This window comes from Arthrobacter sp. MDB1-55 (assembly GCF_059092925.1).
The window spans coordinates 598,621-616,548 of record NZ_JBNHID010000002.1; the positions used below are offsets into that span (position 1 = coordinate 598,621).

Here is a 17,928-nt window from a genome sequence, read left to right on the forward strand (position 1 = left end):
GCTGCCCTCAGCTCAGGAGCGTGCCCAGGTGAGCAGCTTGTCCAACGGCCAGGTGGTGATGATGCGGTCCGCGGGGACGCCGTTGGCTTCGGCTCGCTCTGCGCCGTACTGGAGGAAATCGAGCTGGCCTGGCGCATGGGCGTCGCTGTCGATGCTGAACAGGCAGCCTGCGTCGAGTGCCACCTGGATCAGGTCATCAGGAGGATCCTGACGCTCGGGTCGGGAGTTGATTTCAACGGCGACGTTGTTTTCGGCGCAGGCCGCGAAGACCCTCTGTGCGTCGAATTCGGATTGTGGGCGCTGCCCCCGCGAACCCTGTACGAGGCGCCCGGTGCAGTGCCCGAGGACATTGGTGTGGGGGTCGCGGATACCGCCGAGCATGCGCGCCGTCATGGTGCGGCGGTCCGAACGCAGCTTGGAGTGGACACTGGCTACGACGATGTCCAGCTGCCCGAGCATCTCCGGTGACTGGTCAAGCGTGCCGTCCTCAAGGATGTCCACCTCAATTCCCTTCAGCAGGCGGAAGCCGTCACCGCCGTCGTTGTTGATCTGTTGAACGATCCCGAGTTGCTCGGTGAGACGCTCGGCAGTGAGGCCGTTGGCGATCTTCAGGTTGGGGGAGTGGTCGGTGAGGGCAAGGTACTCGTGCTTGAGGGCGCGTGCCGCCTCGACCATGAGCGGAATGGGGCTGCCGCCGTCGGACCAGTCGCTGTGGCTGTGCAGGTCGCCCCGCAGGAGGGAACGCAGTTCCGAGCCGCCGTCCGCGAGAGCTGTCTGCGAGCGCTCGCGAAGATCGGTGAGATAGGCCGGGATCTCACCCGAAATCGCCTGGCTGATGACCTCAAACGAGCGCGCGCCGATGCCCTTCATGCGCTTGAGCCGGCCGTCGCGGGCACGCTGTGCGAGCTCCTCGGCGTCGAGGTCCGCAATCGCGGCGGCGGCCTTCCGGAACGCCTGGACCTTGAAGCTAGGAGCCAGTTCCCGTTCCAGCCAGAAGGCAATCTCGTTCAGGGCATCGGTGGCATTCATAGGCCCATCTTCTCCTATTCGCGCACCGGTAGCCTCCTGCGCGAGTGCGGATCTATGATGTGATCCGGATAACTCTTGACAACGACCGTGTGACGCGGACTACAATCAAATCGGAAACAAAATTCCACAATATAGAAACCCTCTGGGTTTCTAACTATCGCCGGAACATCGAGTCAAATCGAATTTATTCGAGGGTAAGGGTGTTCAGCGCCGGTGATAGCGCTCCAACGAAAGCTGACACCCATGCGCCTTGAAACCCTCAATACCTGCTCCCCTGCAGAAGCCGCCGCACAGCTCGCTCCCTGCGTCGATGTCCCCCGATGGATCGATGCCATTGTTGATGCACGGCCCTTCTCATCAGAAGCCGACCTGATTGCGTTTGCCGAGACAGTAGCGCACCCGTGGACGGAAGCCGAAATCGACGGCGCACTGGCGCACCACCCGCGCATCGGGGAGCGGGCGCAGGGCAACACCACTGAAGCCACCATGTCCCGCGGTGAGCAGGCCGGCGTCAGCACCGCCGTCGAAACCCAAAACGCACTCCTCGAAGGAAATCGCGCGTACGAGGAGAAGTTCGGCAGGGTCTTCCTGATCCGGGCCGCAGGACGAAGCGCCGATGACATCCTCACCGCGCTGAACCAGCGCCTGCACAATACGCCCGAGCAGGAGTTGGTCATCGTCTCCCAGCAACTGCGCGAAATCGCCGTCCTTCGACTCAAGGGGGTCCTTGCCGTATGAACCGCAGCCACATCACCACCCACGTGCTCGACACCGGAACCGGCCGTCCGGCCGTCGGCGTAGCCGCTCGGCTGGACAGGCACACGCCGGACGGCTGGTGGGAAGTTGCCAGAGGAATCACCGACGACGACGGCCGCATCACCTCCCTGGGCCCGGAGGCCGTGGAGGCTGGAACCTATCGGATCGATTTCGAAACCGGCCGCTACTTCGCTGCCGCCGGAACCGAAACCTTCTTTCCGTCCGTCTCCCTAATCTTTGAACTCACCGACCCGGCACAGCACTACCACGTGCCGCTTTTGATTAGTCCCTTCGCCTATTCCACCTACCGAGGAAGCTGACAATGACGACACCGACCATCGAATCAAACACCCCCGCAACCACGCCCTCAGGAGAGTCCGCAGCCGGTACCGGCCGCATCGTCCTGGGCCGTAACCAGTACGGGAAGGCCGAATGCCGACTCGTCAAGATCACGCGGGACACCGCACGGCACTCGATCGAGGACCTCAACGTCACCTCGCAGCTGCACGGGGACTTTGAGTCCGCTCACACCGAGGGCGATAACTCGAAGGTTGTTGCCACCGACACCCAGAAGAACACCGTGTACGCCTTCGCCCGTGATGGCATCGGATCACCGGAGCAGTTCCTGCTGCGCCTCGGCAAGCACTTCACCGAGAGTTTTGACTGGGTCACCGGAGGGCGCTGGCAGGCGGAGCAGTATTTCTGGGAGCGCATCAACGATCACGATCACGCGTTCGCCCGGAACAAGTCGGAAACCCGCACCGCCGTCCTGCTCATCGAAAAAGGTGTACGGCACATCGTTGCCGGCATCCAGGACCTTACGGTCCTGAAGTCGACCGGTTCCGAGTTCCACGGCTTCCCGCGTGACCGGTACACCACGCTGCAGGAAACCACGGATCGCATCCTGGCCACCGACGTTACCGCCCGCTGGCGGTACACGCCGGATGCAACGACTGCTGATTTCAATGCCATCTACGCAAGTGTCCGCGGGATCCTCCTTGACGCGTTTGCCCAGACCCACTCCCTGGCACTGCAGCAGACGATGTACCAGATGGGCAAGCAGGTGCTCGAAGCACACCCCGAGATCGAGGAGATCAAGCTTTCCCTGCCGAACAACCATCACTTCCTCGTGGACCTCGAGCCATTCGGTCTCGACAACCCCGGCGAAGTGTTCTTTGCGGCCGACCGGCCGTACGGGCTCATCGAGGCAACCGTCGAACGCGAGCGGGACGGTGCCTCCTCCAGCGAGGCAGCAATCTGGGCAAACATCCCCGGATTCTGCTGAGAACGGTTGGGGCGGAAACCTGACAACGCCGCCCCAAACGCGAACGGCCGGACACCTGCACGTGTCCGGCCGTTCAACCAACTACTCATGTGAGACAAGGAAGTCATACTCATGAAAGCAGTCAGTTCCATGAAACACCAAGCCAAGTCCCAGCGCCGCCCCGAGGACGAAAGGTTGCCGCTTGGTCGATCATTCGCCTACGGGTTTCAGCACGTCCTCACCATGTACGGCGGAATTATCGCGGTACCGCTCATTGTCGGCACCGCAGCGGGCGTCTCGCAGGACGACATCGCCGTCCTGATCGCCTCCTGCCTCTTCGTCGGTGGAGCCGCCACCATCCTGCAAAGCTACGGCGTCAAGTTCTTCGGCTCGCAGCTTCCGCTGGTTCAGGGCGTCTCCTTCGCCGGCGTCGCCACCATGACCGCGATCATCAGCGGTGGCGGAGGCCTGCCGACGGTGTTCGGCGCGGTCCTCGTAGCAGCGGCGATCGGTCTCGTCCTCGCACCATTCTTTGCGAAGATCATTCGGTTCTTCCCGCCGGTTGTTACCGGCGTCATCATCACCACTATCGGGCTCACGCTCATGCCCGTTGCGGCCAACTGGGCCATGGGAGGAAACCGGAACGCTGACAACTACGGCAGCCTCACCAACATTGCGCTGGCCGCCGGAACCCTCGCCCTGGTGCTTCTCCTCAGCAAGCTGGGAAACGCAGCCATTTCCCGCCTCTCGATCCTGCTTGCCATCGTGGCTGGCACCATCATCGCCGCACTGTTTGGCCTCGCTGACTTCTCGAACGTCGGCAACGGCGCGATCTTCGCTTTCCCGCAGCCCTTTGCCTTCGGCTGGCCGGTGTTCGATGTCGCTGCGATCATCTCGATGACCATCGTGATCCTGGTCTGCATGACGGAGACGACGGCGGACATCCTCGCCGTGGGTGAAATCGCCCGGACGAAGGTTGATTCCCGCCGCATCGCCGACGGCCTGCGGGCCGACATGCTTTCGAGCGCGCTCGCCCCCGTTTTCAACTCCTTCCCGCAGACCGCTTTCGCCCAGAACGTGGGTCTAGTAGCCATCACGGGGATTCGCAGCCGCTACGTAGTCGCCGCGGGCGGTCTGATCATGGTTGTCCTCGGGCTCCTGCCTATTCTGGGACGCCTGGTTGCGGCAGTTCCGACCCCGGTGCTCGGCGGTGCGGGGATCGTCCTGTTCGGCACAGTGGCAGCGAGCGGGATCCGCACGCTGGCTAAGGTCGACTACGAGGGCAACATGAACCTGGTGATCGTTGCCGTAGCGCTCGCCTTCGGCACAATCCCCGTGGTCGCCCCCACCTTCTACGACGCCTTCCCCACCTGGTTCGGCATCATCTTCCACTCGGGCATCAGCTCCGCGGCCATCATGGCCGTACTGATGAACCTGCTCTTCAACCACCTGAAGGCTGGAAACCCGGAGCGCGCCTCCGTCTTCGTCGCCAGCCCGCCGCGCATGGTGCGGGAGGACGAACTCGCCGCGCTGCAGGACGGTGACAGCTTCCAGGGTGGCAAGCTGGTCGCTGCGGACGGCACGGAGATCCCCGTGGTGACCGCCGCCCAGTACCTTGTAGTCAAGGAGAAGCTGGACAAGGGCGAGATCAGCTGCGTCGACGACATCCGGAAGATCTGCGACGAGCCGCCCGGCCACCAGCACTAAAATCTCCTGCCTGCCTCTACCAGGAGGCAGGCAGGGATCCCTACCTGGATCAGCAGACAGGACCACTGAGCTGACGGCACACGCCGCCGTCGTCTCGGTGGTCCTGTGCCGTTTCGCCTTCACAAAGGAGAACGCAATGTCTGTACGAATCTGGATCCGAAACCCGTTGGCTATCTTCACGGCAAACGAAGACGACGCCGGCGGAGGGCTGGTGATCGAGGGCTCCACCATCGTGGAGCTTGTCGGTCAAGGAGCGAGCCCCACGGTCCCGTACGATTCAGTCTTCGAGGCGAGGGATCATGCAGTGCTTCCCGGCCTCATCAACACGCACCACCACTTCTATCAAACGCTCACGCGGGCCTGGGCTCCGGTGGTCAATGTGCCGCTGTTCCCGTGGCTGGTGAATCTCTACCCGGTCTGGGCGCGCCTCACTCCACGGGACCTGGAGCTGGCCACTACGGCGGCGCTCGCCGAACTGCTGCTCTCAGGGTGCACCACTGCCGCCGATCACCATTATCTGTTCCCTACCGGCATGGAGGACTCGATCGACGTCCAGGTGTCAGTCGTCCGGCGTCTCGGGATGCGCGCCACCCTGACCCGCGGGTCGATGTCTCTCGGCGAGGACGACGGCGGTCTCCCGCCGCAGCGGACAGTACAGGAGGCGGAGGTGATTCTGGCCGACAGCGAGCGGCTGATTTCCCGGTACCACGAGCGGGGAAACGGGGCACAGATCCAGATCGCGCTCGCGCCATGTTCGCCGTTCTCGGTCACTACGGACATCATGAAGGCAAGTGCGGCGCTGGCGGATCTGCATGACGTCCGGCTCCACACACATCTTGCCGAGACCCTGGATGAAGAAGAGTTCTGCCGGGAGCGATTCGGCTTTCGCACGGTCGACTACCTCGAGAGCGTGGGGTGGTTAGGGCCGCGAACCTGGCTGGCTCATGGGATCCATTTCGATGACGATGAGGTGTCCAGGCTGGGTGCAGCCGGCGTCGGTGTGGCACACTGCCCGACGTCGAATATGCGCCTGGCTTCCGGGATCTGCCGCGCCGTGGAGCTGGAGGAAGCAGGGGTTCCGGTAGGGCTGGGAGTCGATGGATCGGCCTCGAATGACGGGTCGAATCTCATGATGGAGGCCCGTCAGGCCCTTTATCTCCAGCGGTTGCGATACGGCGCGGAGCAAGTGACCCCGGAGCGGGTGCTGGGGTGGGCCACCCGAGGATCGGCGACGGCCCTGGGGCGTGCCGATATCGGCCAGATTGCGGTGGGGAAACAGGCAGATTTGGCGATGTACCGCCTCGATGATCTCCGATTTTCCGGGAGCCACGACCCTCTGTCCGCGTTACTCCTGTGCGGTGCGGACCGCGCCGACCGGGTGATGGTGGGCGGGCAGTGGCGGGTAGAAGACGGCGCCGTCGTCGGGCTCGATCTCGAAGCGCTGATCGCCGAGCACTCGGCGGCCGCTCGACGGTTGGTGGGCTGAGGGGTCTTCTCAGGACTGACGAGAGGCGGAAGACTGAGGGGACCCACAACAAGCCGGAGGTTCCATGAAGCTGCAGCTTTCAGCGACTGTACTGGATTCGCCCGACGCCCGGGCGCTTGCCGACTTCTATAGACGCCTGCTCACCTGGGAGACCACCTTCGAGGAGGACGACTGGGTGATGCTCAAAGCGCCCGACGGCGGGGCCGGGCTGTCCTTCCAGACCGAATCCCGGTATGTGCGGCCGGTCTGGCCGGCCGGCGAGGGTGACCCGCAGATGATGATTCATCTTGATATTCGCGTGGACGACCTCGAGGCCGCAGGGCTTCACGCACTGGAGCAGGGCGCCGAGTTGGCATCATTTCAGCCTCAGGAAGATGTGCGGGTCTACCTCGACCCCGCCGGCCATCCGTTCTGCCTCTTCATCGATTGAGCACTTTCTCGGGCGGAGGTCACGGGCGCGATTCGTTGACCGTACTCCCTCTGGGGCTGCGCTTTTGGATGCTGCGGACAAGGCGTGCGTGCGCGTCGTCGGTCAGCGAATACCACCTCATCACGCCCACCGCGAGTAGGAGTATGACGGCCGGAGCGAGGCCGGCGGCAACACGGATGCCGAGTTCCGCCGTCGTGCTCTGAGCTGCCGCCCCTGAGACATAGCCGCCCCAGGCGAGTGCGAAGGCCGCCAGCCCACCCCCGAACGCCATTCCGACCTTCCGCGTTGCGGCCAGCAGCGCATAGTTGATTCCATCGGTGCGGTGCCCTGTCCTCCATTCACCGTATTCGACGGTGTCCGCTACGAGCGCCCACAACAGAATGCTGACGGCGGCGGCCCCAGTCAGGGAGAAAAACATCCCTGCCATCGCAAGCCAGACAAGATCCTCCGGAGCGACGAACACCAGAACGCCGCCCACAGCACCGATGAGGCCGCCCGAAACATAGACGGACCGCTTTCCCCAGCGCTGTACAAGTCGCGGCGTGACGAGAGCGAGAGCAAGTGTTATCACCACCTGGGCCCCGGTTACGAACGCGAATAGCTCCAGCCGGCCAAGGACGTCCCTGAGGTAGAACAGCTTTGCGGTGTTGGTGACCACATTGGCTGTCATGAAGAACAGCGAGCTCAGGCACAGGACCTGCAGAGGGGCATTTCGAGCGAGCGTCACACGTGCCTGTCGCAGCGACAGCTTCGGTGCCGCTGGGGGAAGCTGCTCCCGTGTTGCCAGTGCGGTGAACAGGTAAAGGAAAGTTCCGATGACGGCGAACGCGACGGTCAGGGTGGTCAGGACGGTTTGGATGTCGGCGCCATTCTCGAACTGCGGCGCGATGAGGATGCCGAGGAAGGCTGTGGTGGCCAGTCCTCCCATCGTTCTGGCGCTTGCGAGCCTGGAGCGGTCGCGAGGATCTCGTGTGAGAGTTCCTGCCAGCGCTCCGTACGGCACGTTCACCAGGCTATAGGCGAGGCAGTATGCGAAGTAGGAGATGTAGGCGAATACAGCAGTGGTCCCGGTGCCGAGTGCGTGAATGTGAAACATGACCACGCACAAGCTCAGCGGGACAGCTCCAAGGAGGAGGAACGGGCGGAACTTTCCGAGCCGGCGATGAGAGTTCCGGTCAGCGATTCTCCCGGCAAGTATGTCGGCCACTGCGTTGAAGAGGCCGCCCAGCAGGAGCACGGTCCCGGCGGCGGCCGCTGGGATTCCGGCGACATCCGTGTAGTACACGAGCAGGAACATGCCTACGGTGGAAAAGGTCATGCTGTTAGCGATGTCGCCGGCCCCGTAGGCAGTGACGCTGAGCGACGGAAGGCGAGCGGACACCGTGGTTTCTGCCACGCGGTTTGTCATGGGTCCCCGCTTCTGAGCTGCACGAGCCGTGGATTCGGCTAAGAAAACGTTTTCTCAGAGCATAGCGCCTCTTCGGCGGGCTTGGGGAGCACGGGCGGATGTTGTGAAGGCCTCATAAAGTTAGCAACGGGACTCAGCCGATCAGGTTGCCCCATGCCGCACATGGCGAGCCGCCGTCTCAATCCGTTCCCAGTGCTCAGCCCATTCTTCAGCACTGCGCTGGGGGATGTTCGGATCATCCGGGCCGCGGCCGATAGCGCCGTCGATCAATTCACGCAGGATGTCCGCATGGCCGAGATGCTGTGCGGTTTCCACGCACATGTGGACCAATATCTGGTGAAGGGTGACTCTGCGTCTGCCCGGTGACCACCAGGGCACTTCACCGACGGCATCAAGCGGAAGTGCTTCGATGGTCGCATCAGTGTGGGCAGCGGAGAACTGGTGCAGCTCGATGATCTGCTCCCGTGTTTCCTCAGCGGGGAGCCACATGTCCGCCTCGGGGGCGGCGTCGTCGTTCAACCAGGGGAGGTCCCGCCCTGCGGGCCTGCCGAAAACCTCGCCGAAGTAGCCCAGCTGCACGCTTGCAACGTGCTTCACCAGCCCGAGCAGATTGGTCCCGGTTGGAGTGAGCGGCCTGCGGGAATCGTATTCGCTCAGGCCGTCCACCTTGGCGAGCAGGTCAGCGCGTCGGAGACGCAGGTAGTAGTGCAGTGCCTCTTTGTCATCCATGGTGGCACTCTACTGGCTGGTTCCGACAGGAACTATGAGGCCGCAAGGTCGCGGCGCATGATCCACCGGGTGCGGCCGGCGCTGGTCGCCTTGGTTTCCGCTATGCGCTCGAAACCGGCCTTCTCGAAGAGCGCCGTGGTGCCGACGAAGGCCAGCGTTGTGTTGATGCGGGAACCCTCAGCATCGACGGGATAGCCCTCAATCACCGGAGCACCACGGGAAGCAGCGAAGGCCACGGCCTCTTGCAGCAGTCGGGTAGCAACACCACGACGCCGATGACCAGCCTTCACGACGAAGCAGATGACGCTCCACACCGGCAGGTCGTCCACCTGCTGAATGGTGCGCGAACGGGTGAGCCGGCCCATGCTGGCGCGTGGGCCGACAGCGCACCATCCGACGGGTTCCCCCTCCAGATAGGCGAGGAGCCCAGGCGGGGGATCCTCCCCGCAGAGTTGCCGCATTCGCCCAGGTCTTCCTTCTGCCCCCAGGCTGCTGAGTTCGGAAGAAGCGAGACGGGGAGAAAGGCACCAGCAAGCCCCAGCACCGGGTGTCTTCGGCGCAAGGAGGGACGCGACGTCGTCGAACCGGTCAGCCGTGGCGGGATGGATGTCGACCGTCATGGACGGCATCATACGCCGCGTCCGGAGGACCTAGCTCGCGAGGTTGAGATCGTCGGAGATCGCCTGCGCGGCAGAACGGAGCAGGGGAACTGCCTTGTCGGCGAAGCCCTCGTCCACGCGGGAGATCGGGCCCGAGACCGAGATAGCCGTGGGGGTGGGAGCGTTGGGTACCGCCATGGCGAAGCACCGGACGCCGAGCTCCTGTTCCTGCTCGTCGATGGAGTACCCGCGCTCGCGGATCTGGTTCAGTTCCTGGAGGAGCTGATCCACCGAGCGGATGCTCTTTTCCGTGGGGGTGGGCATCCCCGCCCGGGCCACTATGCTGCGCACCGTTTCATTGTCGAGCTGCGCAAGGATGGCCTTCCCGACACCGGTGTCGTGGGTGTGGGCCCGGCGGCCCACTTCGGTGAACATGCGCATCGAGTGTGACGACGGCACCTGGGCGATGTAGACGACCATGTCCGAATCGAGTACTGCCATGTTCGAGGTTTCGCCGAGCTTGTCCACCAGCATCTTCAACTGCGGGCGCGCCAGTGCTCCTAGTTGCTTGTTCGCGCCCTCACCGAGGCGGATCAAACGGGGGCCGAGGGCATACCGGCGGTTCGGGAGCTGGCGGGCATACCCCTTCATGACCAGTGTGCGCAGGAGGCGGTGAATGGTGGGCAGCGGGAGGTCGGTGGAGGACGACAGCTCGCTCAGTGTCACTTCGCCGCCAGCGTCTGTGATCAGCTCCAGCAATTCGAAGACGCGCTCAACGGACTGGACACCGCCACCTGTAGCTTTCTCTGCCATTGGTTCCCTAACGATTCTCAGCTTGCCCACGTGCGGCGGTTGTGCTCGCTCGGGGTACTACTAACTCTATCGCGATTCCGCCTGATGGAATCTAGTTTTCTCTGACTGATCCTCGGAGGCGCGTGACGTCGAAGAATCTTCCGATGATCGAGCCGAATCTGCAGATGTCCAGCAGAGCACCGAGAGGAGGCCTCCCACAGTGTCTACTGGGGCTATTCCAGTTCCCCAGTGTGTTTCAAGAGCACGGACATCAAGCGGAACACGATCGCTTGGGCACTGATCGAATCCATCGCTGGTCTACCTCGATCTGCCCACTTGCCTGAACCTCGGACAGCCGAACTGGCGGACCATCCACAGCAAGATTAGTCGCGCCGTATTACCGAGAGCCGACTCCGAAGAAACTGGGACCTTCAGACGGCTATCACGATCTTTCCGCGCACCTTGCCTGACTCGAGATAACGAATCGCGTCTGCCGCTTCATCAAGTGCGAAGCTTCGCTCGAGGGCTGGGGTCACCCTGCCCGCTTCGATGAGCCCGGTGAGTTGCTCGAGGTCGGTTGCGCGAACCATCCCGAGGAACATGGTGAGCCGCTGGTTGAGGAAGCGCGACACGACCAACGCTCCAAGCTGCCGCCCAATGCCGCCGGTGAAACGCCCACCTTCTTCTCCACCGGTAATGACGGCGGTGCCTTGGGGTGTAAGGGCACGGCGGAGATGAGCGATCGAGGGGTTACCCGCGATGTCCAGGATGAGGTCATAGGAGCCGGTGCCGTCCGCCAAGTCCTCTGCCGCATAGTCGATGACGTGATCCGCACCGAGGGACCGAACGAACTCCAGCTTGGATGCACTGCACACGCCGGTCACTTCAGCGCCGAAGGCTTTGGCGAGCTGTACCGCGTAGCTGCCAACTCCTCCTGAGGCGCCAGTGATCAACACCCTGTCCCCCTGCTTGATCCGCCCGGAATCGCGCAACCCCTGCAGTGCAGTCACCGCTGATACAGGGACGGAAGCTGCCTGCTCGAAGTTGAGGTTGGAGGGCTTGAGTGCAAGCTTGTCCTCAGCTGCGACGGCGAACTCGGCAAAAGATCCGCGCCCGCTGCCATAGACCTCGTCCCCCAGCGAGAAGCGGGTCACCGCCGATCCCACCGACACGACGGTTCCGGCGAGATCCATGCCGGGCACCCTGTTGCGCGGCTTGCGAAGCCCGAAGGCCAGACGACCCAGATACGGGGTGCCCGTCATCATGTGACACACACCCCGGTCAACACCGGCCGCGCTCACGTGAATGAGTACCGCCTTTGGCCCCGGGGCAGGAATCGGCGTCCGGTCAGGGCGAAGCACGCCTGCCCCACCGTAGATGTTCTGAACCACCGCGCGCATGGTGTTGTCATCTCCGAGCGTTTCGAATGTTTGATCTGAGAGGTGCTTCCGAGCTTCCATGGCGGATTCCTTCCGGGAACTATGCGTTTAGTACGCTGTACGAAGAGGGTATCGTACGATGTACGACATGGATAGAGGCAGGAATGCGGATTCTGACAAGGACGGCGCGGGTATACAGACCCGAGGCCGGCTCAGCAGGGACGGGGTGCTGACGGCAGCCCTCGCGCTCGCCGACCGGGTTGGCATCGGCAAGCTGTCCATCCGCTCGCTCGCCCAGGAGCTGGGAGCCAAGCCGATGTCGCTGTACTACTACGTGGCCAACAAGGAGGAGATCCTGGATGGCCTCGTGGATCAGGTGTTCGCGGAGATTGAGCTGCCGAAGCCGGGGGAGCATTGGAAGGAAGAGATGCGGCTCCGGGGCTATTCCGTCCGCGACGCGCTGCAGCGGCACCCCTGGGCCGTAGGTCTTTTAGAATCGCGAAAGGCTCCGGGGGTGGCGACGCTTGCGCATCACGAGGCAACGCTGGCCACCCTGCGTGCCGGCGGGTTCTCAGTCCGGCAGGCGGCGCACGCCTATTCCCTGCTCGACAGCTACATCTACGGCTTCGCACTTCAGGAGGCGGCCCTGCCCGTAGCTGGAGACGGTGCCGCTGCCGACGTAGCCGGGCCCATTCTGGAGCGGTTCTCCGGTGGCCAGTATCCGTACATGGTTGAAATCGCAACCGAAGTGGTTCTGCAGCCCGGTTACGACTACGGCAGCGAGTTCGGCTACGGGCTCGAACTGATCCTTGATGCCCTGGAAGGCACTCTCCTCTAGCGCGCCTACCTGAGCGGCGCACTTGTGTTTCCATCAGACAGATAATAATATCCGTATTACGGAAACAATGAAGCGGCCGGGAACGGCCATAACCAGAAGGATCTTCAATGGCGAGTCCTAGCCCCGGTTACTCCATCACCCTGCGCGTCCAGGCGCCGTCGAGCTTTACCGCTACCGCAGAGCTGGCCGCTGCCGTCGGCTCCGCGGGTGCGTCCATCACGGCTCTCGACGTCACCGAGTCCCATCACGACAGCATCGTCGTCGATGTCAGCTGCAACACCACGGACGCCGCGCACGGCGAACGCGTCCGCGACGCGTTGAACGCCCTCGACGGCGTCAACGTCAAGAAGCTGAGCGACCGTACGTTCCTGATGCACCTCGGCGGGAAGCTGGAGGTCGTCCCCAAGGTTCCGCTGCGCAACCGCGACGATCTTTCCCGGGCCTATACTCCCGGCGTCGCACGCGTCTGTCTTGCGATTGCTGAAAACCCCGAAGACGCCCGCCGCCTTACGGTCAAGCGCAACACCATTGCGGTGGTCACCGACGGCTCGGCCGTACTTGGGCTGGGGAACATAGGGCCGGCCGCCGCGCTGCCCGTCATGGAGGGCAAGGCCGCGCTGTTCAAGCAGTTCGCCAACGTCGATGCCTGGCCCGTCTGCCTCGATACGCAGGACACCGAGGAGATCATCAGCATCGTCAAGGCCCTCGCACCGGTCTACGGGGGAGTCAACCTCGAGGACATCGCTGCACCCCGTTGCTTCGAGATCGAGAACCGGCTCCGGGAGGAACTGGATATTCCGGTGTTCCACGATGACCAGCACGGCACTGCGATCGTCACCCTGGCAGCCTTGACCAACGCTCTGCGCGTCGTTGACAAGCAGATCGAGAACGTGCGGATTGTCGTCTCGGGTGTCGGCGCCGCCGGCTCGGCGATCATCCAGCTGCTGCAGGCGCAGGGCGCGAAAAACATCGTCGCGTGCGACCGCAAGGGTGCGATTCACAGCGGGCAGACCCACACTGACGAGCATCGCCGCTGGATCGCCGAGAACACCAACCACGACGCCTTCGCGGGATCGCTGCATGAGGCTCTGGTTGGCGCGGACGTCTTCATCGGCGTGAGCGGCCCCAACATTCTCGGCGAGGAACAGGTCGCGTCGATGGCGGACCAGGCAATCGTCTTCGCCATGGCAAACCCGGATCCCGAGATCGATCCGATCGTTGCCGCCCGCCACGCTGCCGTGGTGGCAACCGGCCGCAGCGACTTCCCGAACCAGATCAACAACGTCCTCGCCTTCCCGGGCTTCTTCCGCGGATTGCTCGACGCCGGCGCCTCCGACATCACGCCTGAAATGTTGGTCGCGGCAGCTGATGCAATCGCCGCTCGCGTGGATGATGATGAACTCAACGCCAGCTTCATCATTCCCAGCGTCTTTGATCCGCACGTGGCGAGCGACGTCGCTGCAGCGGTTGCCGCCGCAGCCCACGCTGCGACGGCATCCCAGCATCCCGCCACAGCATCAGCAGAGTAGGAGCAGGACATGTCCATTGAGCTCACAGGTACGACGCCGGTCGCCGGCTCGGAAACGATCCTCACCCCCGAGGCACTCCAGTTCCTGGAGAAGCTTCACCAGACCTTCCGCACAACCCGTGACGAGCGGTTGGCCGCGCGCGCGGTGAGGCGGGAAGAAGTGGCGCAGACCGGCAGGCTCGACTTCCTTCCGGAGACCGCTGAGATCCGGAGCGGTAACTGGACCGTAGCCGAGGCCCCTGCGCAACTGCAGGACCGCCGCGTGGAGATGACTGGACCGGCGTCACCGGCCAAGATGGCCATCAACGCCCTCAATTCCGGTGCAAAGGTATGGCTGGCGGACCTTGAGGATGCAAGCGCTCCCACCTGGCACAACGTTCTGGATTCCCAGCTAAACCTCTACGGGGCCGCCCGCGGTTCGCTGAGCTTCACCTCCCCCGAGGGCAAGGAGTATGCCCTTCGGACGGACGCGCCGCTCGCCGTCGTCGTCGCCCGTCCGCGCGGCTGGCACCTGCCGGAGAAGAACATCATTATCGACGGGCAGCCGGCCGTTGGTGCCCTGGTCGACTTCGGACTGCACTTCTTCCACAATGCGAAGCACCTGCTGGAGACCGGAAGCGGCCCGTACTACTACCTGCCCAAGCTGGAGAGCCATCTCGAGGCCCGGTTGTGGAACGACGTTTTTGTGTTTGCCCAGGACTACGTGGGAGTGCCGCAGGGCTCGGTCAGGGCCACCGTCCTGATCGAGACGATCCCCGCCGCCTTCGAGATGGACGAGATCCTCTACGAACTGCGCGAGCATGCTTCCGGCCTGAACGCCGGCCGCTGGGATTACCTCTTCAGCATCATCAAGTACTTCCGCGACGGCGGTGAATCCTTCATCCTTCCCGACCGCGCCTCCGTGGTGATGACCGCACCGTTCATGCGTGCGTACACCGAACTTCTGGTCAAGACCTGCCACCGTCGCGGTGCCTTCGCGATGGGCGGCATGGCGGCGTTCATCCCGAATCGCCGTGAGCCCGAAGTGACGGCCCAGGCCATCGAGAAGGTCCGAGCGGACAAGACCCGCGAGGCCAACGACGGCTTCGACGGCTCCTGGGTTGCACACCCCGATCTGGTGCCCGTCTGTCAGGAGGTGTTCGACGCCGTCCTCGGCGACAAACCGAACCAGCTTGACCGGCAGCGGCCCGACGTTGAGGTGACCGCGGAGCAGTTGCTCGACGTCGAGTCCGCCGACGGCGACGTGACCGAGGTGGGCCTGCGCGCCAACCTCTATGTCGCCGTCGCGTACGTCGCCGTCTGGCTCTCCGGGAACGGTGCCGTGGCCATTCACAACCTCATGGAAGACGCGGCGACGGCAGAGATCTCCCGTTCACAGGTGTGGCAGCAGATCCGGAACAAGGTGGTGCTCGCGGATACCGGCAATACGGTCACGCCGGAGCTTGTGAACACCATCCTCGCCGAGGAAACCGAGCGGCTGCACGGCGAGGTCGGGGATGAGGCGTTCGAGAAGTTCTACGAACCGGCCAGCCGGCTGATCGCGGACATCTGTGTTTCCGAGGACTACACCGACTTTCTCACCCTTCCCGCGTATGAGCTGGTGAGCTGAATGGAGTTCGCGCTCGGTTTCGACGACTACGCCGCAATCGACTCGAAGCTGACGGACACCGACAGGCTCCTCCGCACCGGGTACCCGGGCGACAGCGGAACGCGCCAGCCCGTCCATACCGTGTACGTTCCCGCAGACCGCTACCAGCCGTCGCTCCCCGGAGACTGGGGACGGGAAGCGGTTGCCGCCGTCGAACGTGCCGGCGGGATGGGCGCGCTGTGCGCGGCGCTTGGCGTGAACGACGACGTCGGCACGCTGGTGGGCGCGAAGCTCACCACAGAGCCGATCGAGGACCTGCGCCTCGACTTCGAGGATGGATACGGCAACCGGCCCGACGATGAAGAGGATGCCGACGCCGCACGCGCCGCCATCGCGGTGGCACGGGCGGTACGGGACGGCATCGCGCCCCCGTTCATCGGAATCCGTTTCAAGTGCTTCGAGGAGCCGACCCGCCGTCGTGCGCTGAGGACGCTGGACCTCTTTGTCGGCGGACTGCTTGCAGAGGGACCGCTGCCTGAGGGACTGGTGCTGACGCTTCCCAAGGTCTCCACGGTGGCGCAGGTAGAGGCCATGGTGTTCGCGTGCCAGCGGCTCGAGGCGGTGCACGGGCTGCCTTCGGGCAGGCTTCGGTTCGAGGTGCAGATGGAAACGCCGCAGCTCATCCTGGCCGCTGATGGCACAGTGCCCGTTGCGCAACTGCTCCACCGGGCGGAGGGCCGGGTGTCCGCACTGCACTACGGCACGTACGACTACAGTGATTCCCTGCAGATCGCCGCCGCGTACCAGTCGATGGAGCATCCCGCCGCGGACTATGCGAAGCAGGTCATGCAGGTGGCGGTTGCCGGTACGGGGGTCCGGCTGTCGGACGGGTCCACGAACATCCTTCCGGTCGGTAGCGACGACCAGGTGTCTGCGGCGTGGGCGCTGCACGCCCGGTTGGTCAGGCGCTCGCTGGAGCGCGGTTACTACCAGGGCTGGGATCTGCACCCTGCGCAGCTGCCGAGCCGCTTCATCGCCACGTACGCGTTCTACCGCGAAGGGCTTTCCGCCGCGGCTACGCGGCTTCGCAACTATGTGCACAGGATCGAGAGCTCGATCCTCGACGAACCTGCAACGGCCCGCGCGTTGGCGCGGTTCGTCCACCGCGGCGTGCTGTGCGGCGCTGTGACCGAGGCAGAAGTCAATGAACTTGCTGGGATTTCCCTGCCTGACCTGGAAGCGCTCGCGCACCCGCGGAAACTTCCTGAAACAGCTGAAAACATCTAAGGACCGAACTTTGAGCAATTACTTCGCACCCGAATCCGTCCTGCCGCCGCAGACGGACCTGCTGACAGGACGCGCCGTCGTCACCGAGGCCTACACCGTGATCCCGCGCGGGGTTCTTCGCGACATTGTGGTCAGCGAACTCCCCGAATGGACCGGAACCCGCACCTGGATCCTGAACCGGCCGGTTGCCGGCGGCGCGACGACGTTCGCCCAGTACCTCGTTGAGGTGTCACAGGGCGGCGGCTCGACCAACCCCGAGCCCGAAGCCGGTGTCGAATCCTTCGTGTTCCTTCTTGAGGGAGCTTTGACCGTCAAGCTCGAGGGTGAACTCCACGATCTGACGCCCGGCGGTTTTGCTTTCATCCCCCCAGGAGCCGAATGGGAAGTATCCAACTCTGCACCGGAGCCCGCGAAGTTCCAGTGGATCCGGAAGGCGTACCAGCCGCTTGCAGGGCACACGCCCAAGGCCCGCGTCGGTAACGAACAGGACATTGAGCCCGGCGCCATGCCCGGGACGGAGAACAAGTGGCGCACCACCCGCATGCTGCCCACGGATGACATGGCGTACGACATGCATGTCAACGTCGTCACCTTCGAACCCGGCGCCGTTATTCCCTTCGCTGAAACGCACGTCATGGAGCACGGGCTCTATGTGCTCGAGGGCAAGGCCGTGTACCGGCTGAACCAGGACTGGGTGGAGGTCCAGGAGGGCGACTACATGTCACTTCGCGCCTTCTGCCCCCAGGCCTGCTACGCGGGTGGACCGTCGAACTTCCGCTACCTCCTGTACAAGGACGTGAACCGCCAGATCAAGCTGACCTGATTCCGGGTTGCCGTTTGCAAGTCAACATTTGTTGACGGCCCTCCATGCGTCAACTAATGTTGACGCATGGAGGTGGATCGAATGAAGACACTGGTGGCGTCAATGGATGGGAAAGGTCCCGCCGACGCATTGCATGCCGTCGCGGAACTGCAGAAGGAAGTCTCCCGCACCGAAGCCTCGCTGGTTCGGTCGGCTCGGCAGGCCGGTCTGTCCTGGGAAGCAATTGCGCAGTGCCTGGGCGTCAGCAAGCAGGCCGTCCACCGCAGATACGGGAAGCGCTAAGCA

Annotated in this window: 18 protein-coding genes; 12 read left to right on the top strand and 6 right to left on the bottom strand. The window is 63.6% G+C overall.

What is annotated here, in order from left to right:
• Positions 1 to 12: 12 nt before the first annotated feature.
• The gene (locus AC5RU3_RS10130; RefSeq protein WP_493965426.1) at positions 13 to 1,029 is read right to left on the bottom strand and encodes a PHP domain-containing protein; all 1,017 of its coding nucleotides are present in this window, start codon (positions 1,027 to 1,029) and stop codon (positions 13 to 15) included.
• Between the two features lie 243 nt (positions 1,030 to 1,272).
• Here AC5RU3_RS10130 and uraD point away from each other — a divergent pair, with 243 nt between their 5' ends.
• The 6 genes from uraD to AC5RU3_RS10160 all read left to right on the top strand — a co-directional run bounded on the left by uraD (position 1,273) and on the right by AC5RU3_RS10160 (position 6,672).
• Positions 1,273 to 1,767, top strand: coding sequence for a 2-oxo-4-hydroxy-4-carboxy-5-ureidoimidazoline decarboxylase (gene uraD, locus AC5RU3_RS10135; RefSeq protein ID WP_493965427.1), 495 nt, complete (start codon positions 1,273 to 1,275; stop codon positions 1,765 to 1,767).
• A complete protein-coding gene (gene uraH, locus AC5RU3_RS10140) occupies positions 1,764 to 2,105 on the top strand; it encodes a hydroxyisourate hydrolase (protein WP_309072499.1) in 342 nt (113 codons plus the stop codon). The genes uraD and uraH overlap by 4 nt, the downstream gene beginning before the upstream one ends.
• Before the next feature lie 2 nt (positions 2,106 to 2,107).
• A complete protein-coding gene (gene pucL, locus AC5RU3_RS10145) occupies positions 2,108 to 3,070 on the top strand; it encodes a factor-independent urate hydroxylase (RefSeq protein ID WP_309124614.1) in 963 nt (320 codons plus the stop codon).
• A 111-nt stretch (positions 3,071 to 3,181) separates the two neighbouring features.
• Positions 3,182 to 4,756 (top strand): nucleobase:cation symporter-2 family protein, encoded by a 1,575-nt coding sequence (locus AC5RU3_RS10150; protein WP_309072501.1) that lies wholly within the window; start codon positions 3,182 to 3,184, stop codon positions 4,754 to 4,756.
• Positions 4,757 to 4,892: 136 nt separating this feature from the next.
• Positions 4,893 to 6,242 (top strand): 8-oxoguanine deaminase, encoded by a 1,350-nt coding sequence (locus AC5RU3_RS10155; RefSeq protein WP_309072502.1) that lies wholly within the window; start codon positions 4,893 to 4,895, stop codon positions 6,240 to 6,242.
• 64 nt (positions 6,243 to 6,306) lie between these two features.
• Entirely contained in the window at positions 6,307 to 6,672 is a 366-nt protein-coding gene (locus tag AC5RU3_RS10160) for a VOC family protein (RefSeq protein WP_493965428.1), read from the top strand.
• Positions 6,673 to 6,691: 19 nt separating this feature from the next.
• On the opposite strand, the gene AC5RU3_RS10165 is transcribed toward AC5RU3_RS10160, so the two are convergent.
• From AC5RU3_RS10165 to AC5RU3_RS10185, 5 genes are all read right to left on the bottom strand, one after another.
• Positions 6,692 to 8,080: a glycoside-pentoside-hexuronide (GPH):cation symporter gene (locus AC5RU3_RS10165; protein ID WP_493965429.1), complete on the bottom strand. Its 1,389-nt coding sequence runs from the start codon at positions 8,078 to 8,080 to the stop codon at positions 6,692 to 6,694.
• A 141-nt stretch (positions 8,081 to 8,221) separates the two neighbouring features.
• Complete coding sequence (locus AC5RU3_RS10170; RefSeq protein ID WP_493965430.1) at positions 8,222 to 8,809, bottom strand: DinB family protein; 588 nt, start codon at positions 8,807 to 8,809, stop codon at positions 8,222 to 8,224.
• Positions 8,810 to 8,841: 32 nt separating this feature from the next.
• Positions 8,842 to 9,429: a GNAT family N-acetyltransferase gene (locus tag AC5RU3_RS10175; RefSeq protein ID WP_458116019.1), complete on the bottom strand. Its 588-nt coding sequence runs from the start codon at positions 9,427 to 9,429 to the stop codon at positions 8,842 to 8,844.
• A gap of 30 nt (positions 9,430 to 9,459) precedes the next feature.
• A complete protein-coding gene (locus AC5RU3_RS10180; protein WP_309072811.1) occupies positions 9,460 to 10,221 on the bottom strand; it encodes an IclR family transcriptional regulator in 762 nt (253 codons plus the stop codon).
• Positions 10,222 to 10,631: 410 nt separating this feature from the next.
• Positions 10,632 to 11,660: an NAD(P)-dependent alcohol dehydrogenase gene (locus tag AC5RU3_RS10185; protein WP_493965431.1), complete on the bottom strand. Its 1,029-nt coding sequence runs from the start codon at positions 11,658 to 11,660 to the stop codon at positions 10,632 to 10,634.
• A gap of 67 nt (positions 11,661 to 11,727) precedes the next feature.
• On the opposite strand from AC5RU3_RS10185, the gene AC5RU3_RS10190 reads away from it, so the two are divergent.
• The 6 genes from AC5RU3_RS10190 (at position 11,728) to AC5RU3_RS10215 (ending at position 17,925) form a co-directional block, all read left to right on the top strand.
• Positions 11,728 to 12,417 carry a TetR/AcrR family transcriptional regulator C-terminal domain-containing protein gene (locus tag AC5RU3_RS10190; protein WP_493965432.1) on the top strand — a complete coding sequence of 230 codons (690 nt, stop codon included), beginning with the start codon at positions 11,728 to 11,730 and terminating at the stop codon, positions 12,415 to 12,417.
• A gap of 107 nt (positions 12,418 to 12,524) precedes the next feature.
• Positions 12,525 to 13,946: an NAD-dependent malic enzyme gene (locus AC5RU3_RS10195; RefSeq protein ID WP_493965433.1), complete on the top strand. Its 1,422-nt coding sequence runs from the start codon at positions 12,525 to 12,527 to the stop codon at positions 13,944 to 13,946.
• Between the two features lie 9 nt (positions 13,947 to 13,955).
• Positions 13,956 to 15,554: a malate synthase A gene (gene aceB, locus AC5RU3_RS10200; protein ID WP_493965434.1), complete on the top strand. Its 1,599-nt coding sequence runs from the start codon at positions 13,956 to 13,958 to the stop codon at positions 15,552 to 15,554.
• Positions 15,555 to 16,820 (top strand): DUF6986 family protein, encoded by a 1,266-nt coding sequence (locus tag AC5RU3_RS10205; protein ID WP_493965435.1) that lies wholly within the window; start codon positions 15,555 to 15,557, stop codon positions 16,818 to 16,820.
• A 10-nt stretch (positions 16,821 to 16,830) separates the two neighbouring features.
• Positions 16,831 to 17,643, top strand: a complete 813-nt coding sequence (locus AC5RU3_RS10210) for a bifunctional allantoicase/(S)-ureidoglycine aminohydrolase (protein ID WP_458115996.1) — start codon at positions 16,831 to 16,833, stop codon at positions 17,641 to 17,643.
• Positions 17,644 to 17,709: 66 nt separating this feature from the next.
• Complete coding sequence (locus AC5RU3_RS10215) at positions 17,710 to 17,925, top strand: AsnC family protein (RefSeq protein WP_493965436.1); 216 nt, start codon at positions 17,710 to 17,712, stop codon at positions 17,923 to 17,925.
• The last annotated feature ends 3 nt before the right edge of the window (positions 17,926 to 17,928 follow it).

Bases quoted from the DNA above. Each gene is read 5' to 3' on its own strand.
- AC5RU3_RS10130 (WP_493965426.1), bottom strand. From the start codon at position 1,029: ATGAATGCCACCGATGCCCTGAACGAGATTGCCTTCTGGCTGGAACGG.
- uraD (WP_493965427.1), top strand. From the start codon at position 1,273: ATGCGCCTTGAAACCCTCAATACCTGCTCCCCTGCAGAAGCCGCCGCA.
- uraH (WP_309072499.1), top strand. From the start codon at position 1,764: ATGAACCGCAGCCACATCACCACCCACGTGCTCGACACCGGAACCGGC.
- pucL (WP_309124614.1), top strand. From the start codon at position 2,108: ATGACGACACCGACCATCGAATCAAACACCCCCGCAACCACGCCCTCA.
- AC5RU3_RS10150 (WP_309072501.1), top strand. From the start codon at position 3,182: ATGAAAGCAGTCAGTTCCATGAAACACCAAGCCAAGTCCCAGCGCCGC.
- AC5RU3_RS10155 (WP_309072502.1), top strand. From the start codon at position 4,893: ATGTCTGTACGAATCTGGATCCGAAACCCGTTGGCTATCTTCACGGCA.
- AC5RU3_RS10160 (WP_493965428.1), top strand. From the start codon at position 6,307: ATGAAGCTGCAGCTTTCAGCGACTGTACTGGATTCGCCCGACGCCCGG.
- AC5RU3_RS10165 (WP_493965429.1), bottom strand. From the start codon at position 8,080: ATGACAAACCGCGTGGCAGAAACCACGGTGTCCGCTCGCCTTCCGTCG.
- AC5RU3_RS10170 (WP_493965430.1), bottom strand. From the start codon at position 8,809: ATGGATGACAAAGAGGCACTGCACTACTACCTGCGTCTCCGACGCGCT.
- AC5RU3_RS10175 (WP_458116019.1), bottom strand. From the start codon at position 9,429: ATGACGGTCGACATCCATCCCGCCACGGCTGACCGGTTCGACGACGTC.
- AC5RU3_RS10180 (WP_309072811.1), bottom strand. From the start codon at position 10,221: ATGGCAGAGAAAGCTACAGGTGGCGGTGTCCAGTCCGTTGAGCGCGTC.
- AC5RU3_RS10185 (WP_493965431.1), bottom strand. From the start codon at position 11,660: ATGGAAGCTCGGAAGCACCTCTCAGATCAAACATTCGAAACGCTCGGA.
- AC5RU3_RS10190 (WP_493965432.1), top strand. From the start codon at position 11,728: ATGGATAGAGGCAGGAATGCGGATTCTGACAAGGACGGCGCGGGTATA.
- AC5RU3_RS10195 (WP_493965433.1), top strand. From the start codon at position 12,525: ATGGCGAGTCCTAGCCCCGGTTACTCCATCACCCTGCGCGTCCAGGCG.
- aceB (WP_493965434.1), top strand. From the start codon at position 13,956: ATGTCCATTGAGCTCACAGGTACGACGCCGGTCGCCGGCTCGGAAACG.
- AC5RU3_RS10205 (WP_493965435.1), top strand. From the start codon at position 15,555: ATGGAGTTCGCGCTCGGTTTCGACGACTACGCCGCAATCGACTCGAAG.
- AC5RU3_RS10215 (WP_493965436.1), top strand. From the start codon at position 17,710: ATGGAGGTGGATCGAATGAAGACACTGGTGGCGTCAATGGATGGGAAA.